Here is a 16,816-nt window from a genome sequence, read left to right as displayed (position 1 = left end):
GCGCGGCACTTGGCCGCTTGACCTTGGAGGGTGAGATGGCCATGAAACCCAAGTCTTTTACGGGCCTCTTGTGGCCTGCCAGAGAAAAAGGGAGCCATCATGGCAAGACGACAGGCCGCCCCGGGTGCACAGGAAGAGCGTGAGCGCTCCAAAAAAATAAGTGTGCTGCGCGCGCTTTGGCCGTTTATGAAGCCATACCGCTTGTTGATCATGGGAGCGCTGGCAGCCCTGGTTCTGACGGCAGGCGTGTCACTGACCCTGCCGCTGGCTGTTCGCCGGGTAGTGGACAACTTCCGTTTCTCCGAAACCGCACTGTTGAACCAGTATTTTCTTGCGGCCCTGGGTATTGCGGCGCTTTTGGCTGTGGGCACCGGTCTGCGTTATGCGCTTGTGACGCGCTTAGGCGAACGGGTGGTTGCTGATATTCGCAAGTCCGTCTTTGACCGCGTTATCGAGATGAGCCCGGCATTTTTTGAAAACATTCTGACAGGTGAGGTTCTGAGCAGGATCACAACGGACACAACGTTGATCCAGTCCGTTCTCGGATCGTCGGCATCGATTGCGCTGCGCAACTTTCTTATTTTCATTGGTGGTTTGGTCCTGATGCTGCTGACATCTGCCAAGCTGACGCTGCTGGTTTTGTTGATTGTTCCTGCCGTGGTGGTGCCAATCTTGACATTGGGCCGCCGTTTGCGCGCGATCAGCCGTGAAAATCAGGATTGGATTGCGGCCTCTTCCGGTAACGCAGGCGAAGCTTTGGGGGCCGTGCAAACCGTGCAGGCTTTCACCCACGAAACCATCAGCCGTAAACAATTCGCCGACCTCACGGAGACCGCATACGACAGTTCGCAACGTCGTATACGTACGCGTGCGTTCTTGACCGTGATTGTGATCTTTCTGGTGTTTTCTGGGGTTGTCGGCGTGCTTTGGATCGGCGCGAATGACGTGCGCGCCGGTACAATGACCGAAGGCTCGCTGGTGCAGTTTGTGATTTATGCCGTTCTGGTTGCAGGTTCCGTTGCGGCCCTGTCTGAGATCTGGAGCGAGCTGCAGCGCGCGGCTGGAGCCACTGAACGTTTGGTGGAGCTTCTGGAGGCCGAGGATCTGGTGGTTGATCCCTCCAACCCTCGTCCGCTACCCGCGCCGGTTCAGGGGCGAATTGAGTTTGACGATGTTACGTTCCGCTATCCGGCACGTCCTGACACCATTGCGCTGGATGAGATTTCCCTGACAGTGGAGCCGGGCGAAACGGTGGCCTTTGTTGGCCCGTCCGGAGCGGGCAAAACAACGATTATACAGCTTTTGCAGCGCTATTATGATCCGAACGTGGGGCAGGTGCGACTGGATGGGGTGGCGCTTGATCATATGCAGCGCGATGTCTTCCGGCAGTCCATTGCTCTGGTACCACAAAGCCCGATTATCTTTGCGGCCTCCGCGCGTGAAAATATCCGCTTTGGTCGTCCTGATGCCACGGATGCAGAGATCGAAGCCGCTGCACAAGCCGCCGCAGCGCATGATTTTATCTCTGCTCTCCCTGAAGGATATGACAGTTTCTTGGGCGAACGGGGCGTTATGCTTTCTGGCGGGCAGAAACAGCGGATTGCTATCGCACGCGCCATTTTGCGGGACGCGCCAGTGTTGTTGCTGGATGAGGCCACATCGGCTTTGGACGCTGAAAGCGAACGTCTGGTTCAGGCTGCGGTGGATGAGCTGAGCCAGGGACGGACCACGTTGGTTGTCGCTCACCGTCTTGCAACCGTTAAAAAAGCGGATCGGATTGTGGTCATGGACGGGGGCAAGATCGTTGCGACAGGCACCCATGAGCAGCTTGTCGCCGAGGGCGGGCTTTATGCCCGTTTGGCGCGTTTGCAGTTCACGGATGGGCTTGCGGCAGAGTAGGCCGCACAGAATGGCTGTTTGTGACGCCGCGTTTTCTGGCGGTCTTCTATCGGCTTACGCTGCGCCGTGCCTTGCTGGCGCAGCAAAACTTTCGCATTTATGATCTAAACGAGCCCGGATGTGCCATATGGTCGGCGCATCTTGTTTCGTGTCATGAGGGAGGAGAGGACGAGATGGGATTTGCCACCGCTCAAGAGTGCGCCCAATTTGCAAGTGAGATGCCTTATAAAGACCGCGGCATGCCGGCCACGCTTTATGGGCTTTTGTCGCGCACCGCAGGGAAGTTTCCAAATCACAAGGCGGTGAGCTACCAGCTGTTGTCCGGCCCGAAAGATCCGGCAGAGACGATCAACTGGCGAGATTTCCATGCCCGTGTCACGCAGGCGGCCAATCTGTTTCGCGCGCTTGGCGTGGAAGAAGGGGACACGATTGCCTATGTGCTGCCGAACTGTCACGAAGCGCTTTATACTTTTCTGGGCGGTGCGGTTGCGGGAATTGTAAATCCGATCAACCCGCTGTTGGAGCCGGAACAGATCGCATCCATCCTGCGTGAAACCGGGGCCAAGGTTGTAGTGACGCTGAAACCCTTCCCCAAGACGGATGTCCCGCAAAAGGTGGCCGAAGCCGTGCGCCATGCGCCCACGGTGAATACTGTTCTTGAGGTCGACCTGAACCGCTACCTCACCCCACCCAAATCCTGGATTGTGCCTTTCCTGAGGCCCAAGATGAGAGATAAAGAACATCTTGCCCATTCGGATTACCTTTGTTTCAACAAGGAATTGCGCAAGCAGCCGACGTTGTTGGCATTTGAGGACAGCGCAGGTGACCGGGTGGCGTGCTATTTCCATACAGGCGGTACCACCGGCATGCCAAAGGTGGCGCAACACAAATATTCAGGTCTCAATTATAACGGATGGATTGGCGCTACTTTGTTGTTCACCGAGAATGACAACATCATGTGCCCTCTGCCAATGTTTCATGTTTTTGCTTGCCACGTGATCATGATGTCCGCGCTGGCGTCCGGTGCGCATGTGGTTTTCCCAACCCCACAGGGATACCGCGGCGAAGGGGTTTTTGATAATTTCTGGAAACTGATCGAACGCTGGAAAATCTCCTTTATTATCACGGTACCAACTGCGGTATCCGCGTTGATGCAGCGCCCCGTGGATGCGGATGTGTCCTCGGTTAAAACCGCGTTTTCGGGTTCGGCTCCGATGCCCTTGGAGCTGTTCAACCGGTTCCAGTCCTCTTCAGGCGTCAAAGTTATCGAAGGCTATGGCTTGACCGAGGCAACATGCCTTGTGTCCTGCAACCCGATCGAAGGCGAAAAACAGGTGGGATCGGTTGGTATTCCCTTCCCTTATACAGACGTGAAAATTGTCCAGTCCACGACGAACGGCCTTCAGGAAGCGGCGGTTGGTGAGGTGGGAGAAATCTGCATCTCAAGCCCCGGTGTCTTCCCCGGTAACACCTATACCGAGGCCGCAAAAAACGCCGATCTCTATTATCAGGACATATACCTGCGCACCGGCGATCTGGGCCGGATGGGGGCGGACGGCTATCTCTGGATCACCGGGCGCGCCAAGGATTTGATCATTCGCGGCGGCCATAACATTGACCCGGCTGAGATCGAAGAAGCCGTTCTGGGCCACGAGGCGGTTGCTTTTGCGGGAGCGATTGGTCAACCCGATGCCCATTCCGGCGAATTGCCCTGTGTCTATGTGGAGCTTGTCGATGGCGCCGTTGTCAGTGAGGCAGAGCTGCTTGAACATTGTAAGGTCCACGTGCACGAGCGCGCCGCGATCCCCAAGCATCTGACCATCCTGGACGCCCTGCCCAAAACGGCGGTCGGCAAGGTTTTCAAACCGGATCTGCGCAAATTGGCAATCACGCGGGTCTACAACGCGGCCCTTGAAAAGGCCGAACTGGCGGCGCGGGTTGATGGCGTGATTGATGACAAACATCGCGGCCTGGTTGCCCAGGTTCAGATGAATGGCAGCGAATCTGAGACGGTTGGTCATGTGCTGGGCGCATTTACCCGCCCGTGGGACGCGCTCTGAGGGCCGCAAAGACCTCTTTTCACCGCGCAGACTCTGTCCTAACCTGAAGGACAGCCAGATGGAGAGCGCGCGGTGAACTACGAAAAACTCATCGACGAAGAAACATGGGCCTTTATTCGGCGCACAGATGAACTGTGTCCAAATGAGGACCCTCCGGTGCCTTTGGCTGAACGCCGCCGCATGTTTGATGATTGGAGCCGCGCGTTTCGTGCTCGTCGCCCCGCCGGGGTGAGCAGTCAGGATCTTGATGCGGATGGTGTGCCGGTCCGTGTCTACGAGCTGGGCAATCCGACCTGCACGGTGCTGTTTTGCCATGGGGGTGGGTTCATTCTTGGCAATCTCGACAGCCATGATGACATCTGCTCAGAGATCTGCGCGCAGACCGGATACCGCGTTGTGGCTGTGGATTATCGCCTGGCCCCCGAACATCCCCACCCAGCCGCCTTTGAGGACGTCTGGGCCGCGCTCAAATGGGTCAAAGGGAGGTATGAGGGCGATGTCGTGCTTCTGGGCGATAGTGCCGGTGCCAATCTCTGTGCGGCGATTGTGCATCAGGCCCGTCGCAAGGTGAGCGGCATTCTCGGGCAGGTTCTGGTCTATCCGCTTTTGGGGCAGGCAACAGACACCCCGTCATACCTTGAACATATGTCAGCGCCCATGCTGACGCGCGATGATCTGATTGGCATGATGCAGCTGCGCAGTAACGGAGTGGCGACAGAAGGTGATGTTACCATCGCGCCGCTTGAAGACACGGATTTCAAGGATCTGCCACCAACGGTGGCCTTCTCAGCCGATTGCGACCCGTTGCGTGATGACGCGCGGCTTTACGTGGAAAAAATTCAGACCGCCGGGGGGCAGGCTCATTGGGTCAACGAAACCGGCCTGGTTCATTCCTACTTACGGGCCCGCCACTCGGTTCGCCGGGCACGCGAGAGTTTCGAACGGATCGCCATCGCTGTGGAAGCGCTGGGGCAGGGCATCTGGTCCTGGGATTAAACAGCGGTGTGGCTCAATCCTGATCGCTATCGATCCAGATTGTCACGGGTCCGTCGTTGACCAGAGAGACCTTCATATCTGCGCCAAATTCTCCGGTCGCAACGGTCAGCCCGGCCTCCCGCAGGCGCTGGACAAAATCAAGGTAAAGCCTTTTGCCGTGTTCCGGAGACGCCGCACTGGAGAAACCGGGCCTGTTGCCGCTGCGGGTATCGCCGGCTAGGGTAAATTGGCTCACCACCAGAACCGAACCCGCCTCATCCAGAACAGACCGGTTCATCTTCCCGGCCTCATCCCGAAAGATCCGCATCTTGGAGATCTTTCGGGCCAGGTAGGCGCCTTGTGTTTCGCTGTCACCGTCCATGGCACAGACGAGAACCAGAAGACCTGGCCCGATTTCTCCGACGATTTTTCCGTCAACCCGAACGGCGGCCTCGGTTACACGTTGTATCAATGCGCGCATATCAGCTGTCCTTATTTTGCGCCTGCAACGAGTGCGACACCGCCCAATAAGATCAGGCCAAGCACTACGGCGATGGCGATCTTCCACGCGGAATAGGGGCGTTCCCCCTGTACGCGGCCTGATTGTCCATTGACTACAAACCGGTACGTCTTGCCTCTGTATTTATAAGCGGCAAGCCAGACCGGCAGCAGCACGTGTTTAAAGGTCACATCCCGTACCTCGGTGCGAAGACTGTCAATACGCTGGCGGTCACCGCCAATATCGAAACGCACATCGCGTTCGATGACCCGGTCCATCTTGGCGCGCGCTTCGGCAAAGCCCGCTTCCAGATCCACCGCATAAGCCTCGGCCCGGAACCCAGCCAGATACTGCGGCTGGTAGGGTTCCAGCTGCGACAGATCCCAGGGCTCCAACCCTTCGGTGTTGCGCTTTGGCAAAGATTTGGAGGCCAGCACCAGAACGTCGTCAAAAAACCGCTTTACCCGGCCCGAAACACCTGTCCAGCGCACCTTGGCCACGCGGCGGGTCTCTGATTTCCCATCTACAACCACTTTTTGTTCGACATAATACACGGTGCCCCGCTGACCGCGATATTGGGTTTCTGTGTCGGCATCATAGGTCCAGAACGGCACATAGATCCCGTCCATTTTACGCCCCTTGCGCGCATATTCCTGCAGCCCGTTAGGTGCGAACCACAGCCGCCCCAACCACGCGGTCATTGCCTTCTGCGCACTACGTTCATCCACGATAAATGGCACCACGCCTTTGGGCTTGATATGGCGGTTCGGGCCGGTGTCCGCGACCACGGGTGTTGCGCAAAACGGGCATTCGCGGGCGTGGGTTGTTGGGTCAAACTCCACCTGTGCCGCACAATTGGGGCACGAGGTGACACGTGTTACCTCCATCTCGGTCTCAGGCAACGCCTTGGCGACAGCTGCCTTGAAATCCAGTTCTTCCATCGCAGTGTTTTTGCCGCCCCAGGGGCCACTTGCTGCGGTGTTCCGGATCTGAGTGGTGTGCCCGCAATGGTCACAGGTCAGCGTGCTGTTTTGTGGGTGGTAACGATAGTCTGCTCCACATTGTTCGCAGGGAAAACGGTGCGTTTCCTCGGCTTCTTTTGCGGGCGGCGGCGGGGGAGGTGTCTGGCTCATGGTCGGTCTCACGGTCAGAGAAAGGGCGGCGATTGCAAGTCGCCGCCGTCAATGCGCAGGTTCGGATTACGGGTTATCCGGCGGGTGGAGGCGGCGGCGGCGGGGGAGGCAAGATGGTGAAGAGCTGTGCGAGCTCAGCCACATCTCCTGCAGCTTTCCAGCCGTCCTGGCCTGGCGTCCACACCAATGTTTCCCGCGTCAGGGTCCCGTCCTGCGCCATCCGCCCCATCCGGGCCTTGGAAAACGGACCGGTGGTGACGCCGTTTTCTGCGATATGCCACACATGCTCTACCGGTGGGGGGGGCGGAGGCGGCGCCATATGTCCGCTTGCCACGGGCGCGGCGGCTTGTGCCGCAGCGGGGGCGGGACGCGCGCCCCATGGTCCAGGCTGCTGACCCGCTGCCATATTGCCCATCTGGTTCGCCATCGCCATTCCCATACCCATGCCGATACCTGCGCCCATGCCGCTGTTTGGTGTCTGCGCTGCTGCAGTCATCGCTTCTGCCGCCGAAAACTGTGTATAGGCGCCAAGATCTCCCACAATCCCCATCTGGGTTCGCTTGTCCATTGCCGCTTCTACAGCAGGCGGCAAAGAGATGTTTTCGATATAGAGTTCAGGAATGGACAAGCCATATTCGGCAATCGTGCCGGAAATCTCCGTTGCAACCAGCTTGCCCAGATCTGCCGTATTTGCGGCCATGTCCAAAACCGGAATGCCGGATCCGGCAACCACGCGGCTGAACTCCTGCACGATAATATTGCGCACCTGAAAGGAGATCTCATCCATGGTGAACTCACCATCGGTGCCCACGATTTCGGTCAGGAAACGCGCCGGGTCTGCCACTCTTACGCTATAGGTGCCAAAGGCGCGCAGACGTACGGGGCCGAACTCGGGATCGCGGCAGATAATCGGGTTCTTCGTGCCCCACTTCAGATCATTAAACCGCGTCGTGTTGACAAAATAGATCTCTGACTTGAACGGCGACTGGAACGCATGGTCCCAGTGCTGCAGCGTTGTCATGATCGGCATGTTGTTGGTTTCAAGCATATAGAGACCGGGCGTAAACACGTCTGCCAGTTGCCCCTCATGGACAAAGACCGCCGATTGCCCCTCGCGCACGGTCAGCTTGGCACCGTATTTGATTTCATGGCCTTCGCGTTCAAAGCGCCAGACCATCGTGTCCCGTGTGTCATCCACCCAATGGATGACATCGATAAACTCGCCCTTTAGGAAGTCGAAAATACCCATGGTCTGATCCTCTTCATCATGCTCCTCAGCCGTGTTGGCGTCAGAGCGTTTCTCCAGTCAATTCATATGCGATTTCAGTCACCAAAGGATGGGCTTCTTCGGTGGTCATACCCGGCGACAGCCGGTTGTCATAAAGCATCTTCAGCAAAAGCTCATCATGGCTTGTCAGACGTGCAAATTCATCATCGTCGTTAAAGATCGACGGGCGCGCTTTGGGGCTGTCATTCCTGAGGCCAAGCCCTTGGGCGACTTCTTCATGCAGGCAGGCGCGGCGGGTCAGGGCGGGGTGCTCGGCCCGGATCAGCGCCACCCCTTGGGTATAGGCAAAAGGCGAACTAAGAGGACCGCCCGCGACCACCAGACAGAAGTAGATCTCTGGCGTGTTCACCAGCGTGTCCAGCTGGCTTGCGTTGATCCGGGGCAGTTGGCGCAGAACTTCTGTACGAATGAACGATTTGTCGTCCACCCCGGCATAGATCACTTTGAAATTGCCGCCTTTGCTGACTGCGGTCACAGGATGTCCGGTGATACGGGCCAGGCGCACGGCGTAATCTTCCAGCTCGCGCCGGTCGCTAACGCGTTGCTTGGCGGACACCGTCGGGGCAAAAACCGCCTCAAGCCGAACCGGTTCTTCCCATCGGCTCAGCGCGCCTTTGGATCCGATGCCCTGGCGGAAATGTTCGTCAAAAAAGGCGATCGCTTCGAAATTTCGGATCAGGTCGTCAGCATCATAGGGGGTATCTGGACCGCCGCCATCCTCGCGTAACAGACCGCGCGTCAATAGATCCTGCTGTAAGGCACTGTAAAAATTGGCGAGTTTTTCGCTTTGCGCTGATGGAACCGGGGCTTCCAGCGATGCAGGGCGCGACGGGGGTACCAGGGAAATGCGTTCACCGGTTTGGATGCATCCCGACACGGCCAAAGCCGTGAGGGCCGCACTTGCGCGTACGGCCCAACGGATCAAATTGTTCAAAGGAAGCGGCATCAAAGGTTGGATCCGATCAGGCAGGAACAGCTGTTCCGGCATTGTCGCCAACACCATCCTTGCGCGCCTTGGCTGCGGCCAGCGTGTCGCGCAATTCTGCTTCCATCTTCTTCAGATCTTCTTCGGCGGCGGCCCGTTTGGCCTTACCCTCATCCGCGATTTGCAGGCTTTCCTGAATTGTGCCGATCAGATCCGCATTGGCCTGTTTGACCGCTTCGATATCAAATACACCGCGCTCCATCTCCTGGCGGATCACCTTGTTGCTGTCGCGCAGATTGGCCGCGTTGGAGGTCAGCAGCTCATTGGTCAGGTCATTGGCATCACGCACGGCCGCTGCCGCTTCGGCTGATCGCTGGATGGTCACCGCCTGTGCCAGCTGGGTTTCCCACAAAGGCACCGTGTTCACCAAGGTAGAGTTGATCTTGGTCACCAGCGATTTGTCATTTTCCTGCACCAACCGGATCGAGGGCAGGGACTGCATTGTCACCTGGCGCGTCAGCTTCAGGTCATGCACCCGGCGTTCCAGATCATCGCGGGCGGCCCGCAGGTCCCGCAGTTCCTGTGCTTTCATGACCTGATCATCTTCGGGTGCGGCCTGAACTTCGGCCTCTTTTGCGGGGATCTCTTTGCTGTCGAGCTCCTCCAGCTTGGCCTCTCCAGCTGCAATATAGAGCGCCAGTTCATCATAGAAGTTCAGGGTCTTATCGTAAAGAAGATCCAGGGACTTGATGTCTTTCAGCAGCGTGTGTTCATGCGCCAGAAGGTCATCGGTGATCTTGTCGATCTGCCCCTGAACCATTTCATACTTGGCCGTAAACTTGGCAAAGGGGGCTGCCCGGCCCAGGATACGTTCAAAGAACGTGGGCTTGCGGCGCACATCCAGCTCCGAGACGGAGAAGCCACGGATGGTGGTCACAATTCCGCGCAGGCTGTCCCCCGCAGGGCCAACGTCCTTGTTGCGGACATCCTGCAGCATCGCCTGGCTGATGGTTTGCAATTCGGCCTGTGCGCCCGAGCCAAAGGCGATGATCGAATTGGTGTTGGTCATGTCGATCTCGTCCATCCGCTTGCGGATCGCGTCCGAGGTGGGGGCGTCCGCCTCGACCAACGGCTGTATGGTTTCCACCGGAGCGGCCAGTTCTACGCCGGTTACTTCTTTGACCATGACTTCCGCTTCTGCGGCTTTCTTCTGGATCGTCTCGGACATGAGCGGTTCCTCGTTCTGTCACCAAATTCGAATTTAAGTCTCGTCCAGCCGGACGCCTTCGCGCTGCAGCCGTTCGCGCAGCACGTCAATTTCCACGGTCAGATCGCTGCGATCTTCCAACAGCATCTTGCGGTTGCGGGCCGCGAAATTCTGTTCCAGGTCATCCAGTAACGCCATGTAGTCGCTCCGGGCCTGGGCGTCCTGACTGCGGCCGTAAATCTCGGAAAACTTCACGGTGGCATCGCGTGCCCCCAGCAAATAGACTGTCAGATACTTGCGCGCGGCGGTCAGATCACGTGGGTCTTCTTCCACCGTGCGAAACAGGTCGCGTACCACCGATTGAAACTGATCCACCCGCGCCTCAACGCGCCGGTCTTGGGCCCGCAGAACCGCATCGCGCATGGCTTTTAGATGGGTTTCCGCCTCATCGATCACGCGGGCGACGCGGTTTTGCTGGAACTCGTCGACCCCTTCGATGCCTTTGTCCGACAGGGGGTCGATGCCAAAGGACGCCAGATGCAGACCTGCAGCTGCCATCGCGTAGATCGCGGCAATCGCCGCTCCGGGTTCAGCCTTCCAGGCAGCAAAACCCGCACCGATGCCAACCAGAAGCGCAGCCAGGATTTTACGCGGCAGGGCCGGACGTTTGGCAACGCGGCGGTCGTCAAAGGCGGCTTCCGCGCGCAATCCTTCGCGCAGCATAAACCATCCAGAAGCCCAGGCGGCTACTCCGGCAAGTCCCATCGCCATTCCGCTTGCGCCACTAAAAAGGGAGACCAACAAAAGCAGGGCAACCGGTACCGCCATCAGATTGGCGCGCAGGCCAATGGGATTTACGCGGGCGTTTTTGAACGGTCCGCGCGCAGGCTTATTGGGGGCGCCTTGCGGCGCGCCATTGGGGCTGAACTTTCCACCAAATCTTTGTGACACGCGATCAGACACCCACGATCCAACCGGTGCTGAGACCCAGCATTAACAAAATTAGCGCGACAAACGCGAGATTACGCACGAAACGTCACTCCCCACCTGCAATCACATGCATTCCTTGCGGCAAAAGGTAGGGGATGATGACCGGTCTTACTAGGGGGAAGCGACACGCAAATGTCTCAGCGGCGTGGGTTTTTGCCGATCGGACGACCCTTTGAGGGTCCTTTGCCTGGTCCCTTTGCGCCGCTTCGAGAGGCATTTGGGCGTGCGCCCGGTTTTCCGGGTTTACCCCGCAAGCTGGCGGAAGGGTCCACAGCCTTGCGCCCCTTTGGCGCAGGTGCGCCGGGTTTGCCGCCTGTGCTCAGGGGTTTTCTCTTTCCAGGCAAGGGTTTGCGGTTTCTGGTTGGACGCAGTTCAGCCGGTTCCTCCGGGCTTTGCAGCCCCAGTTGGTCGCGCATCACCTTGCGGCGGACTTCTTCCACTTGGCCGGGTTTCAGATCCCCCAGCTGGAAGGGGCCATAAGAAATCCGCAACAGCCGGTTTACGTGAAAGCCAATATCCTCCATCGCGCGGCGGATTTCTCGGTTCTTTCCCTCACGTAATCCAACTGTTACCCAGGCGTTTGCCCCCTGTTGGCGATCCAGTGTCACCTGCATGGGCTGGAAACGTTCTCCATCAATGACCAACCCCTTGCGCAAGGGCTCGAAATCCGTGTCCTTGGGGCGGCCGTTGATGCGCACGCGGTAGCGCCGCAACCAGCCGGTTTCCGGCAGTTCCAGCTTGCGCTTGATGCCCCCGTCGTTGGTCAGCAGCAAAAGCCCTTCAGAATTGAGGTCCAGACGCCCCACCGTCATCACGCGCGGCAGATCTTCGGGCAGTTCGTCAAAAATTGTCGTGCGGCCTTTTTCGTCCGAATTTGTGGTCACCAAACCGTTGGGTTTGTAATAGAGCCACAGCCGCTCTTCTTCGGCTTCGGGCAAGGGGGTTCCATCAACGGTGATCCGGTCCCGCTCCGTGACATTCAGCGCCGGGCTGTCGATCTTCTTCCCGTTCACCTTTACCCGGCCTTCGGCAATCATCCGCTCCGCCTCCCGGCGTGAGGCCACGCCAGCACGTGACAGTACTTTGGCGATACGATCGCCTTCGGGGGAATTGGATTTCGGGTCGGACGAAGCTGGTTTCTGTGTCATGCCTCCGCCATAGAGCATTCCCGCGCCTTGCGAAAGTATCCATTCTGGGGCAGGGAAGGGATATGCAGTTCACCTCTCATATGGACCAGGCGCTGGAAGAGGCGCGCCGTGCCGCAACGCGGGGCGAAGTTCCGGTCGGCGCAGTTCTGGTTGCGCCAGATGGGCAGGTTGTCGCTGCGGCGGGCAACCGAACGCGTGAATTGAATGACCCAACAGCCCATGCGGAAATACTGGTCATCCGAGCGGGCTGTGCATCAGCCGGTTCAGAGCGCCTTTTGGGGCATGATCTTTATGTGACTCTGGAACCCTGTGCCATGTGTGCAGCCGCCATTGCCGCTGCCCGTATCCGTCGCGTCTATTATGGTGCCTCTGATCCGAAATCGGGCGGTGTTGCCCATGGGGCCTGCGTCTTTGAACATCCGCAATCGCACCATGCGCCCGAAGTTTATGACGGGCTGGCAGAACGAGAGGCGGCCCAATTGCTGCGGGAGTTTTTTGCGCGGAAACGGTCCGCCGAATGACGCTATCTGCGCCCGTTATCGCTGCGGCGCAGGCCTTTGATGTTCGACCTCTTGTCTGTTTGCAAGAAAGCAGAGTTTCTGACGTTTGGCGCGTCTGTCGACGAGACGGAACCACTGCTGTTTTGAAACTGTATCACCAAGGCATGGGGAATGAGGCAGCAGGCTTCGCCTATCTGAAACAGTTCCAGGGCAATCGGGCAGTTCTGGTTCATTCGGTTGATGGGAATGCCGTGCTGATGGAGAATTTGCCGGGACCGTCGCTTGGTGATTTTGCGCGCAGCGGCAAGGATCGGGAAGCTGCCGAGATTCTGGGAGATCTCGCATGTTTTCTAAGCCAGAATGGCAAGGAGACGCCGGGACTTTTACCCCTGTCACAGGTGTTTGAACCCATGTTGGAGGCTCCGGTTCCCGCGGGTTTTTCTGACCGCCAGGTTGCCCTTTACCAAGAGGGACGAACCCTTGCCCACAGCCTTTTGGCGCATCAAACTGTCCAGGCCCCCCTTCATGGAGATCTGCACCACGATAACGTCCTTTTCGGTGCGCGCGGCTATTGCGCCTTTGATGCGAAGGGTATGATCGGGGACCCGGCTTATGAGTTGGCAAATGCCTTCCGCCATCCGCGCGGTCGACCGGACTGGACCACCGATGTGACGCGCAGCTGCCGTCACGCTCGGATCTGGGCCGAGGCATTGAAGACCACGCAAGACCATCTTCTATCCTGGGCTATGGCCAAGGCCGCAATGTCAATCTTCTGGCAGTCGCGGTCCGGAGCCGTCAAACCCGTCGAATTTCAGCATCTGGAGACCTTCTCTCGAGCACGAGATCAGGTCTGAAATTTCTGTCTTGTGCGGTTTAGGGCAATTGTCCTAAGTTGTCTCTAGGTCAAACGTCCTAGGATTCGCCAGATCATGTCTACACGTGACACAATTGCCGCCGCAGCTGATGACCTCTTTTATGAAAAGGGGTTTGAGGCGACGTCTTTTGCGGATATTGCCCATGCGGTCGGCATTTCGCGCGGCAATTTCTATCATCATTTCAAAACCAAAGATGCGATTCTGGATGCGGTCATTGATCGCCGCATTGCCAAGACCAAAGGGATGATGGAAACCTGGGATGCGCAGGGGCAAACGCCACTGGACCGGATCGGCTGCTTTATCCGCATTCTGATCCGCAACCGGGCCAAGATCACACAGTTTGGTTGCCCCGTGGGATCGCTGGTGTCCGAATTGGGCAAGTTGAACCACGTGAGCCAAAGCCGTGCCAATGCGCTGTTTTCCATGTTTGGTGATTGGCTGGCAGAACAGTTCCAAGAAATGGGCTGTGATGCGCCCACTGCTTTGCGGCACGCGCGCCATTTGCTGGCCCGCAGCCAGGGCGTGGCGACGCTGTCACAGGCCCTGCAAGATGATGAGTTTATCGATGGTGAAGTTGTTTTGATGCTCGACTACGCCGCTGCTGCGGCGTCTGAATTTACGCAAGAAGGAAATTGATCATGTTTAACGTTGTTCTGCGCCTCTCTGACAATCGCGCTGCCGCTGCGGACCATATGGAGGCCCATCGCGCCTGGATCGCCCAAGGTTTCGAACGTGGGCTGTTTCTGGCCGTGGGGACACTGGCTGACAAACAGGGCGGTGGCATCTGGGCTTACAACTGCACCGCTGCGGAGCTGGCAGATTTCGTGAACCAAGACCCCTTTGTGATCCACGGTGTTGCGGTGCCGGAAATCGTTGAAATGATCCCCGCCCGCACCGATGCGCGGCTGAATTTTCTGAAAGACGCATAACACATGACAGACCTCTATCGTGCCCCGGACGGCGAAGATCGCTGCAAATGGGCGGGCGGTGCGCCGGGATTTCTCGAATATCACGACGACGAATGGGGCTATCCCGTGGGCGATGACATTCGCCTGTTTGAGAAAGTCTGCCTCGAAAGCTTTCAGTCGGGCCTGAGTTGGCGCACCATCTTGGATAAACGCGAAAACTTCCGTGCAGCGTTTCATGGATTTGATTACCGCAAGGTGGCCCGGTTCACCGAGGCCGACATTGACGCTCTGTTGCAGAATGCGGGCATCGTACGTCACCGGGGTAAGATCAACGCGGTGATCAACAATGCCGCCCGCGCGATTGAGCTGGAAGAGGAGGCGGGAAGCCTTGCAGCGTTTTTCTGGTCGTTTGAGCCGGATCCCAAAACCCTGCCGCCGCCGCAGACCCAGACCACCAGCCCGGCCTCTGTGGCGCTTTCCAAGGCGCTGAAGAAGCGCGGCTGGAAGTTTGTCGGTCCCACCACCTGCTTTGCCTTTATGCAGGCGATGGGGTTGATCAATGATCACGCGACCGGCTGTAGCTGCCGTGCCAAGGCCGAAGCCGCACGCGCTGCATTTACCCGCCCAGAGCTTAAAGCGTGATGGGTTTCAAAACCTCTGGTTCCACCACATTCACGTCAGGTAGTGCGGTGGCCAGTTCATCGGCGCTCTGCTCAAGAAGGGGGAAAGTCTTGTAATGGCAGGGGATCAGCGTCTTGAAATTGAAATACCGCTTGGCTGCATAGGCGGCACCTTTCATCCCCATGGTGAAGTGCCCACCTGCCGATAGGATGCCAATCTCGGGCTTATAGAAATCGCCCATCCATTCCATATCCGCCATGATATCAGTGTCACCCGAGACATAGACGGTCTTGCCCTCCGCCTCGATCATAAAGCCGACTTCTGATCCGGCGGCTTTTGGTCCGTCCGGTGAACCAAAGGTTGAGCTGTGTGAGGCCGTCACCATCGAGACCTTGATACCGTCCAGATCAACGGTCCCACCCTTGTTAAAGCCGATGGTTTCGATTCCCTCGGATTCTCCCCAGAAGTTCATCAGATCATATTGGCCAACCACCGGCACACCGAAAGTCTTTGCCAAGGTCAAAATATCTGCGGAATGATCAAAATGCGCATGGGTCAAAAGGATATGTGTAGCGCCATCCGTCGCGGCGCTGTGCTGATCCTCGCTCAGCATCGGATTGCCGGTCAGCCAGGGGTCGATCAACAGCACCTTGCCGTTGCTCTCCAGCCGAAAACTCGCATGTCCCAACCAGATAATATTCATAGAATCTTTCTCCTTTTTGGACCTAGGATGATCCCAAGTTTGCCCAGGTCACCTATGCGGAGAACTCTATGGAGCTGAACAGATATGTCGATGCCTATTGTGAGCGTCTAGCGCCGCATTACTGGGCAGAACCTGTTAACGCAGTAACCAATCTCGCCTTTGTGATCGTTGCACTTCTGGTGTGGCGCCTTGAAAAGAAGCGCCGCGCGCCGCTCACGCTCGCTCTCTGCCTCATCGAGGCAGGTGTCGGCGTGGGGTCCTATCTGTTCCACACTCATGCGGTTGTTTGGGCCATGTGGGCGGATATTTTACCTATCGCGCTCTTTGTGCTGGTCTTTGTCTTTGCAATCAACCGCGACATTCTGCGTTTGCGCGGCCCATCTGCAATTGGTCTTACGGCGCTGTTCTTTCCCTATTATGCGATGACCTTGCCACTGTTCCAAATGCTTCCGGGGCTTGGAGGGTCGGCTGTCTATGGCCCCGTTCCCTTGCTGATTGTGCTCTATGCGCTTGTGTTCTGGGGTAAACACCCGGTGATGGCACGAGGCTTCATTTATGGATCGGCAATTTTGATCTTGTCACTCACGCTGCGCACCCTGGATGAGCCGCTGTGTCAGCTCTTCCCGCTGGGAACCCATTTTATGTGGCATATCCTTAATGGGGTGATGTTGGGATTGATGATTGTGACCTATGGGCGTGCTTGGCGGGCCCAAAGCGGCGATCAGGCGTCAGCAACCCTTGCGGGGGAGGCGCGAGAGGGGTAAATGCCGGGTAACAAAAGATGAGGGTAATCCATGTCGATTGACCAAAATACCGCCGCCAAAGTGGCGAAACTGGCCCGGATCAAGGTTGAAGACGACGCGCTTCCGGCGCTCGCGAACGAGTTCAACAATATCCTGGGCTTTATCGAGCAGCTGAACGAAGTGGATGTCGAAGGTGTCGAGCCGATGACTTCGGTCACGCCCCAGCGTCTGAAACGTCGTGAAGATGTGGTCAATGACGGCAACCAGCAGGACAAGGTTCTGGCCAATGCGCCGGACGCGCGCGAGGGGTTCTTTGCGGTCCCGAAGGTGGTGGAGTAAGAC

Annotated in this window: 18 protein-coding genes; 10 read left to right on the top strand and 8 right to left on the bottom strand. The window is 57.6% G+C overall.

Features of this window, described 5'->3' with window-relative positions; genetic code table 11:
- Nucleotides 1-99 precede the first annotated feature (99 nt).
- The 3 genes from ACXAEW_RS18490 (at nucleotide 100) to ACXAEW_RS18480 (ending at nucleotide 4,955) form a co-directional block, all read left to right on the top strand.
- Nucleotides 100-1,899 (top strand): ABC transporter transmembrane domain-containing protein, encoded by a 1,800-nt coding sequence (locus ACXAEW_RS18490; RefSeq protein ID WP_474942737.1) that lies wholly within the window; start codon nucleotides 100-102, stop codon nucleotides 1,897-1,899.
- A gap of 173 nt (nucleotides 1,900-2,072) precedes the next feature.
- On the top strand, nucleotides 2,073-3,959 hold the full coding sequence (locus tag ACXAEW_RS18485) for an acyl-CoA synthetase (protein ID WP_474942736.1): 1,887 nt from the start codon (nucleotides 2,073-2,075) through the stop codon (nucleotides 3,957-3,959).
- 72 nt (nucleotides 3,960-4,031) lie between these two features.
- Complete coding sequence (locus ACXAEW_RS18480; RefSeq protein WP_474942735.1) at nucleotides 4,032-4,955, top strand: alpha/beta hydrolase; 924 nt, start codon at nucleotides 4,032-4,034, stop codon at nucleotides 4,953-4,955.
- Between the two features lie 13 nt (nucleotides 4,956-4,968).
- On the opposite strand, the gene dtd is transcribed toward ACXAEW_RS18480, so the two are convergent.
- From dtd to ACXAEW_RS18445, 7 genes are all read right to left on the bottom strand, one after another.
- On the bottom strand, nucleotides 4,969-5,415 hold the full coding sequence (dtd, locus tag ACXAEW_RS18475) for a D-aminoacyl-tRNA deacylase (protein ID WP_474942734.1): 447 nt from the start codon (nucleotides 5,413-5,415) through the stop codon (nucleotides 4,969-4,971).
- 11 nt (nucleotides 5,416-5,426) lie between these two features.
- The gene (locus tag ACXAEW_RS18470) at nucleotides 5,427-6,566 is read right to left on the bottom strand and encodes a primosomal protein N' (replication factor Y) - superfamily II helicase (protein WP_474942733.1); all 1,140 of its coding nucleotides are present in this window, start codon (nucleotides 6,564-6,566) and stop codon (nucleotides 5,427-5,429) included.
- Nucleotides 6,567-6,639: 73 nt separating this feature from the next.
- A complete protein-coding gene (locus ACXAEW_RS18465) occupies nucleotides 6,640-7,815 on the bottom strand; it encodes an SPFH domain-containing protein (protein WP_474942732.1) in 1,176 nt (391 codons plus the stop codon).
- Between the two features lie 40 nt (nucleotides 7,816-7,855).
- On the bottom strand, nucleotides 7,856-8,857 hold the full coding sequence (locus tag ACXAEW_RS18460; protein ID WP_474942731.1) for a DUF2927 domain-containing protein: 1,002 nt from the start codon (nucleotides 8,855-8,857) through the stop codon (nucleotides 7,856-7,858).
- A complete protein-coding gene (locus ACXAEW_RS18455; RefSeq protein WP_474942730.1) occupies nucleotides 8,817-10,007 on the bottom strand; it encodes a toxic anion resistance protein in 1,191 nt (396 codons plus the stop codon). Before ACXAEW_RS18455 ends, ACXAEW_RS18460 begins: the two co-directional genes overlap by 41 nt.
- A 33-nt stretch (nucleotides 10,008-10,040) precedes the next feature.
- Nucleotides 10,041-10,937 (bottom strand): 5-bromo-4-chloroindolyl phosphate hydrolysis family protein, encoded by an 897-nt coding sequence (locus ACXAEW_RS18450; RefSeq protein ID WP_474942729.1) that lies wholly within the window; start codon nucleotides 10,935-10,937, stop codon nucleotides 10,041-10,043.
- A gap of 176 nt (nucleotides 10,938-11,113) precedes the next feature.
- Nucleotides 11,114-12,142, bottom strand: coding sequence for a pseudouridine synthase (locus ACXAEW_RS18445; protein ID WP_474942728.1), 1,029 nt, complete (start codon nucleotides 12,140-12,142; stop codon nucleotides 11,114-11,116).
- Between the two features lie 44 nt (nucleotides 12,143-12,186).
- Here ACXAEW_RS18445 and ACXAEW_RS18440 point away from each other — a divergent pair, with 44 nt between their 5' ends.
- From ACXAEW_RS18440 to ACXAEW_RS18420, 5 genes are all read left to right on the top strand, one after another.
- Nucleotides 12,187-12,645 carry a nucleoside deaminase gene (locus ACXAEW_RS18440; RefSeq protein WP_474942727.1) on the top strand — a complete coding sequence of 153 codons (459 nt, stop codon included), beginning with the start codon at nucleotides 12,187-12,189 and terminating at the stop codon, nucleotides 12,643-12,645.
- The gene (locus tag ACXAEW_RS18435; protein ID WP_474942726.1) at nucleotides 12,642-13,478 is read left to right on the top strand and encodes an aminoglycoside phosphotransferase family protein; all 837 of its coding nucleotides are present in this window, start codon (nucleotides 12,642-12,644) and stop codon (nucleotides 13,476-13,478) included. The genes ACXAEW_RS18440 and ACXAEW_RS18435 overlap by 4 nt, the downstream gene beginning before the upstream one ends.
- Nucleotides 13,479-13,553: 75 nt before the next feature.
- On the top strand, nucleotides 13,554-14,135 hold the full coding sequence (locus tag ACXAEW_RS18430; RefSeq protein ID WP_474942725.1) for a TetR/AcrR family transcriptional regulator: 582 nt from the start codon (nucleotides 13,554-13,556) through the stop codon (nucleotides 14,133-14,135).
- 2 nt (nucleotides 14,136-14,137) lie between these two features.
- Nucleotides 14,138-14,428, top strand: a complete 291-nt coding sequence (locus ACXAEW_RS18425) for a YciI family protein (protein ID WP_474942724.1) — start codon at nucleotides 14,138-14,140, stop codon at nucleotides 14,426-14,428.
- A 3-nt stretch (nucleotides 14,429-14,431) separates the two neighbouring features.
- The gene (locus tag ACXAEW_RS18420) at nucleotides 14,432-15,049 is read left to right on the top strand and encodes a DNA-3-methyladenine glycosylase I (RefSeq protein ID WP_474942723.1); all 618 of its coding nucleotides are present in this window, start codon (nucleotides 14,432-14,434) and stop codon (nucleotides 15,047-15,049) included.
- Here ACXAEW_RS18420 and ACXAEW_RS18415 read toward each other — a convergent pair.
- Nucleotides 15,039-15,731: a metal-dependent hydrolase gene (locus ACXAEW_RS18415; protein ID WP_474942722.1), complete on the bottom strand. Its 693-nt coding sequence runs from the start codon at nucleotides 15,729-15,731 to the stop codon at nucleotides 15,039-15,041. The two genes, ACXAEW_RS18420 and ACXAEW_RS18415, sit on opposite strands and share 11 nt — an antisense overlap.
- A 68-nt stretch (nucleotides 15,732-15,799) precedes the next feature.
- Here ACXAEW_RS18415 and ACXAEW_RS18410 point away from each other — a divergent pair, with 68 nt between their 5' ends.
- Nucleotides 15,800-16,495 carry a ceramidase domain-containing protein gene (locus tag ACXAEW_RS18410; protein ID WP_474942721.1) on the top strand — a complete coding sequence of 232 codons (696 nt, stop codon included), beginning with the start codon at nucleotides 15,800-15,802 and terminating at the stop codon, nucleotides 16,493-16,495.
- Nucleotides 16,496-16,525: 30 nt separating this feature from the next.
- A complete protein-coding gene (gene gatC, locus ACXAEW_RS18405) occupies nucleotides 16,526-16,813 on the top strand; it encodes an Asp-tRNA(Asn)/Glu-tRNA(Gln) amidotransferase subunit GatC (RefSeq protein WP_474942720.1) in 288 nt (95 codons plus the stop codon).
- The last annotated feature ends 3 nt before the right edge of the window (nucleotides 16,814-16,816 follow it).

Source organism: Epibacterium sp. ABZ3_068 (assembly GCF_056159265.1).
This window is presented reverse-complemented; position numbering and strand designations above follow the sequence as displayed.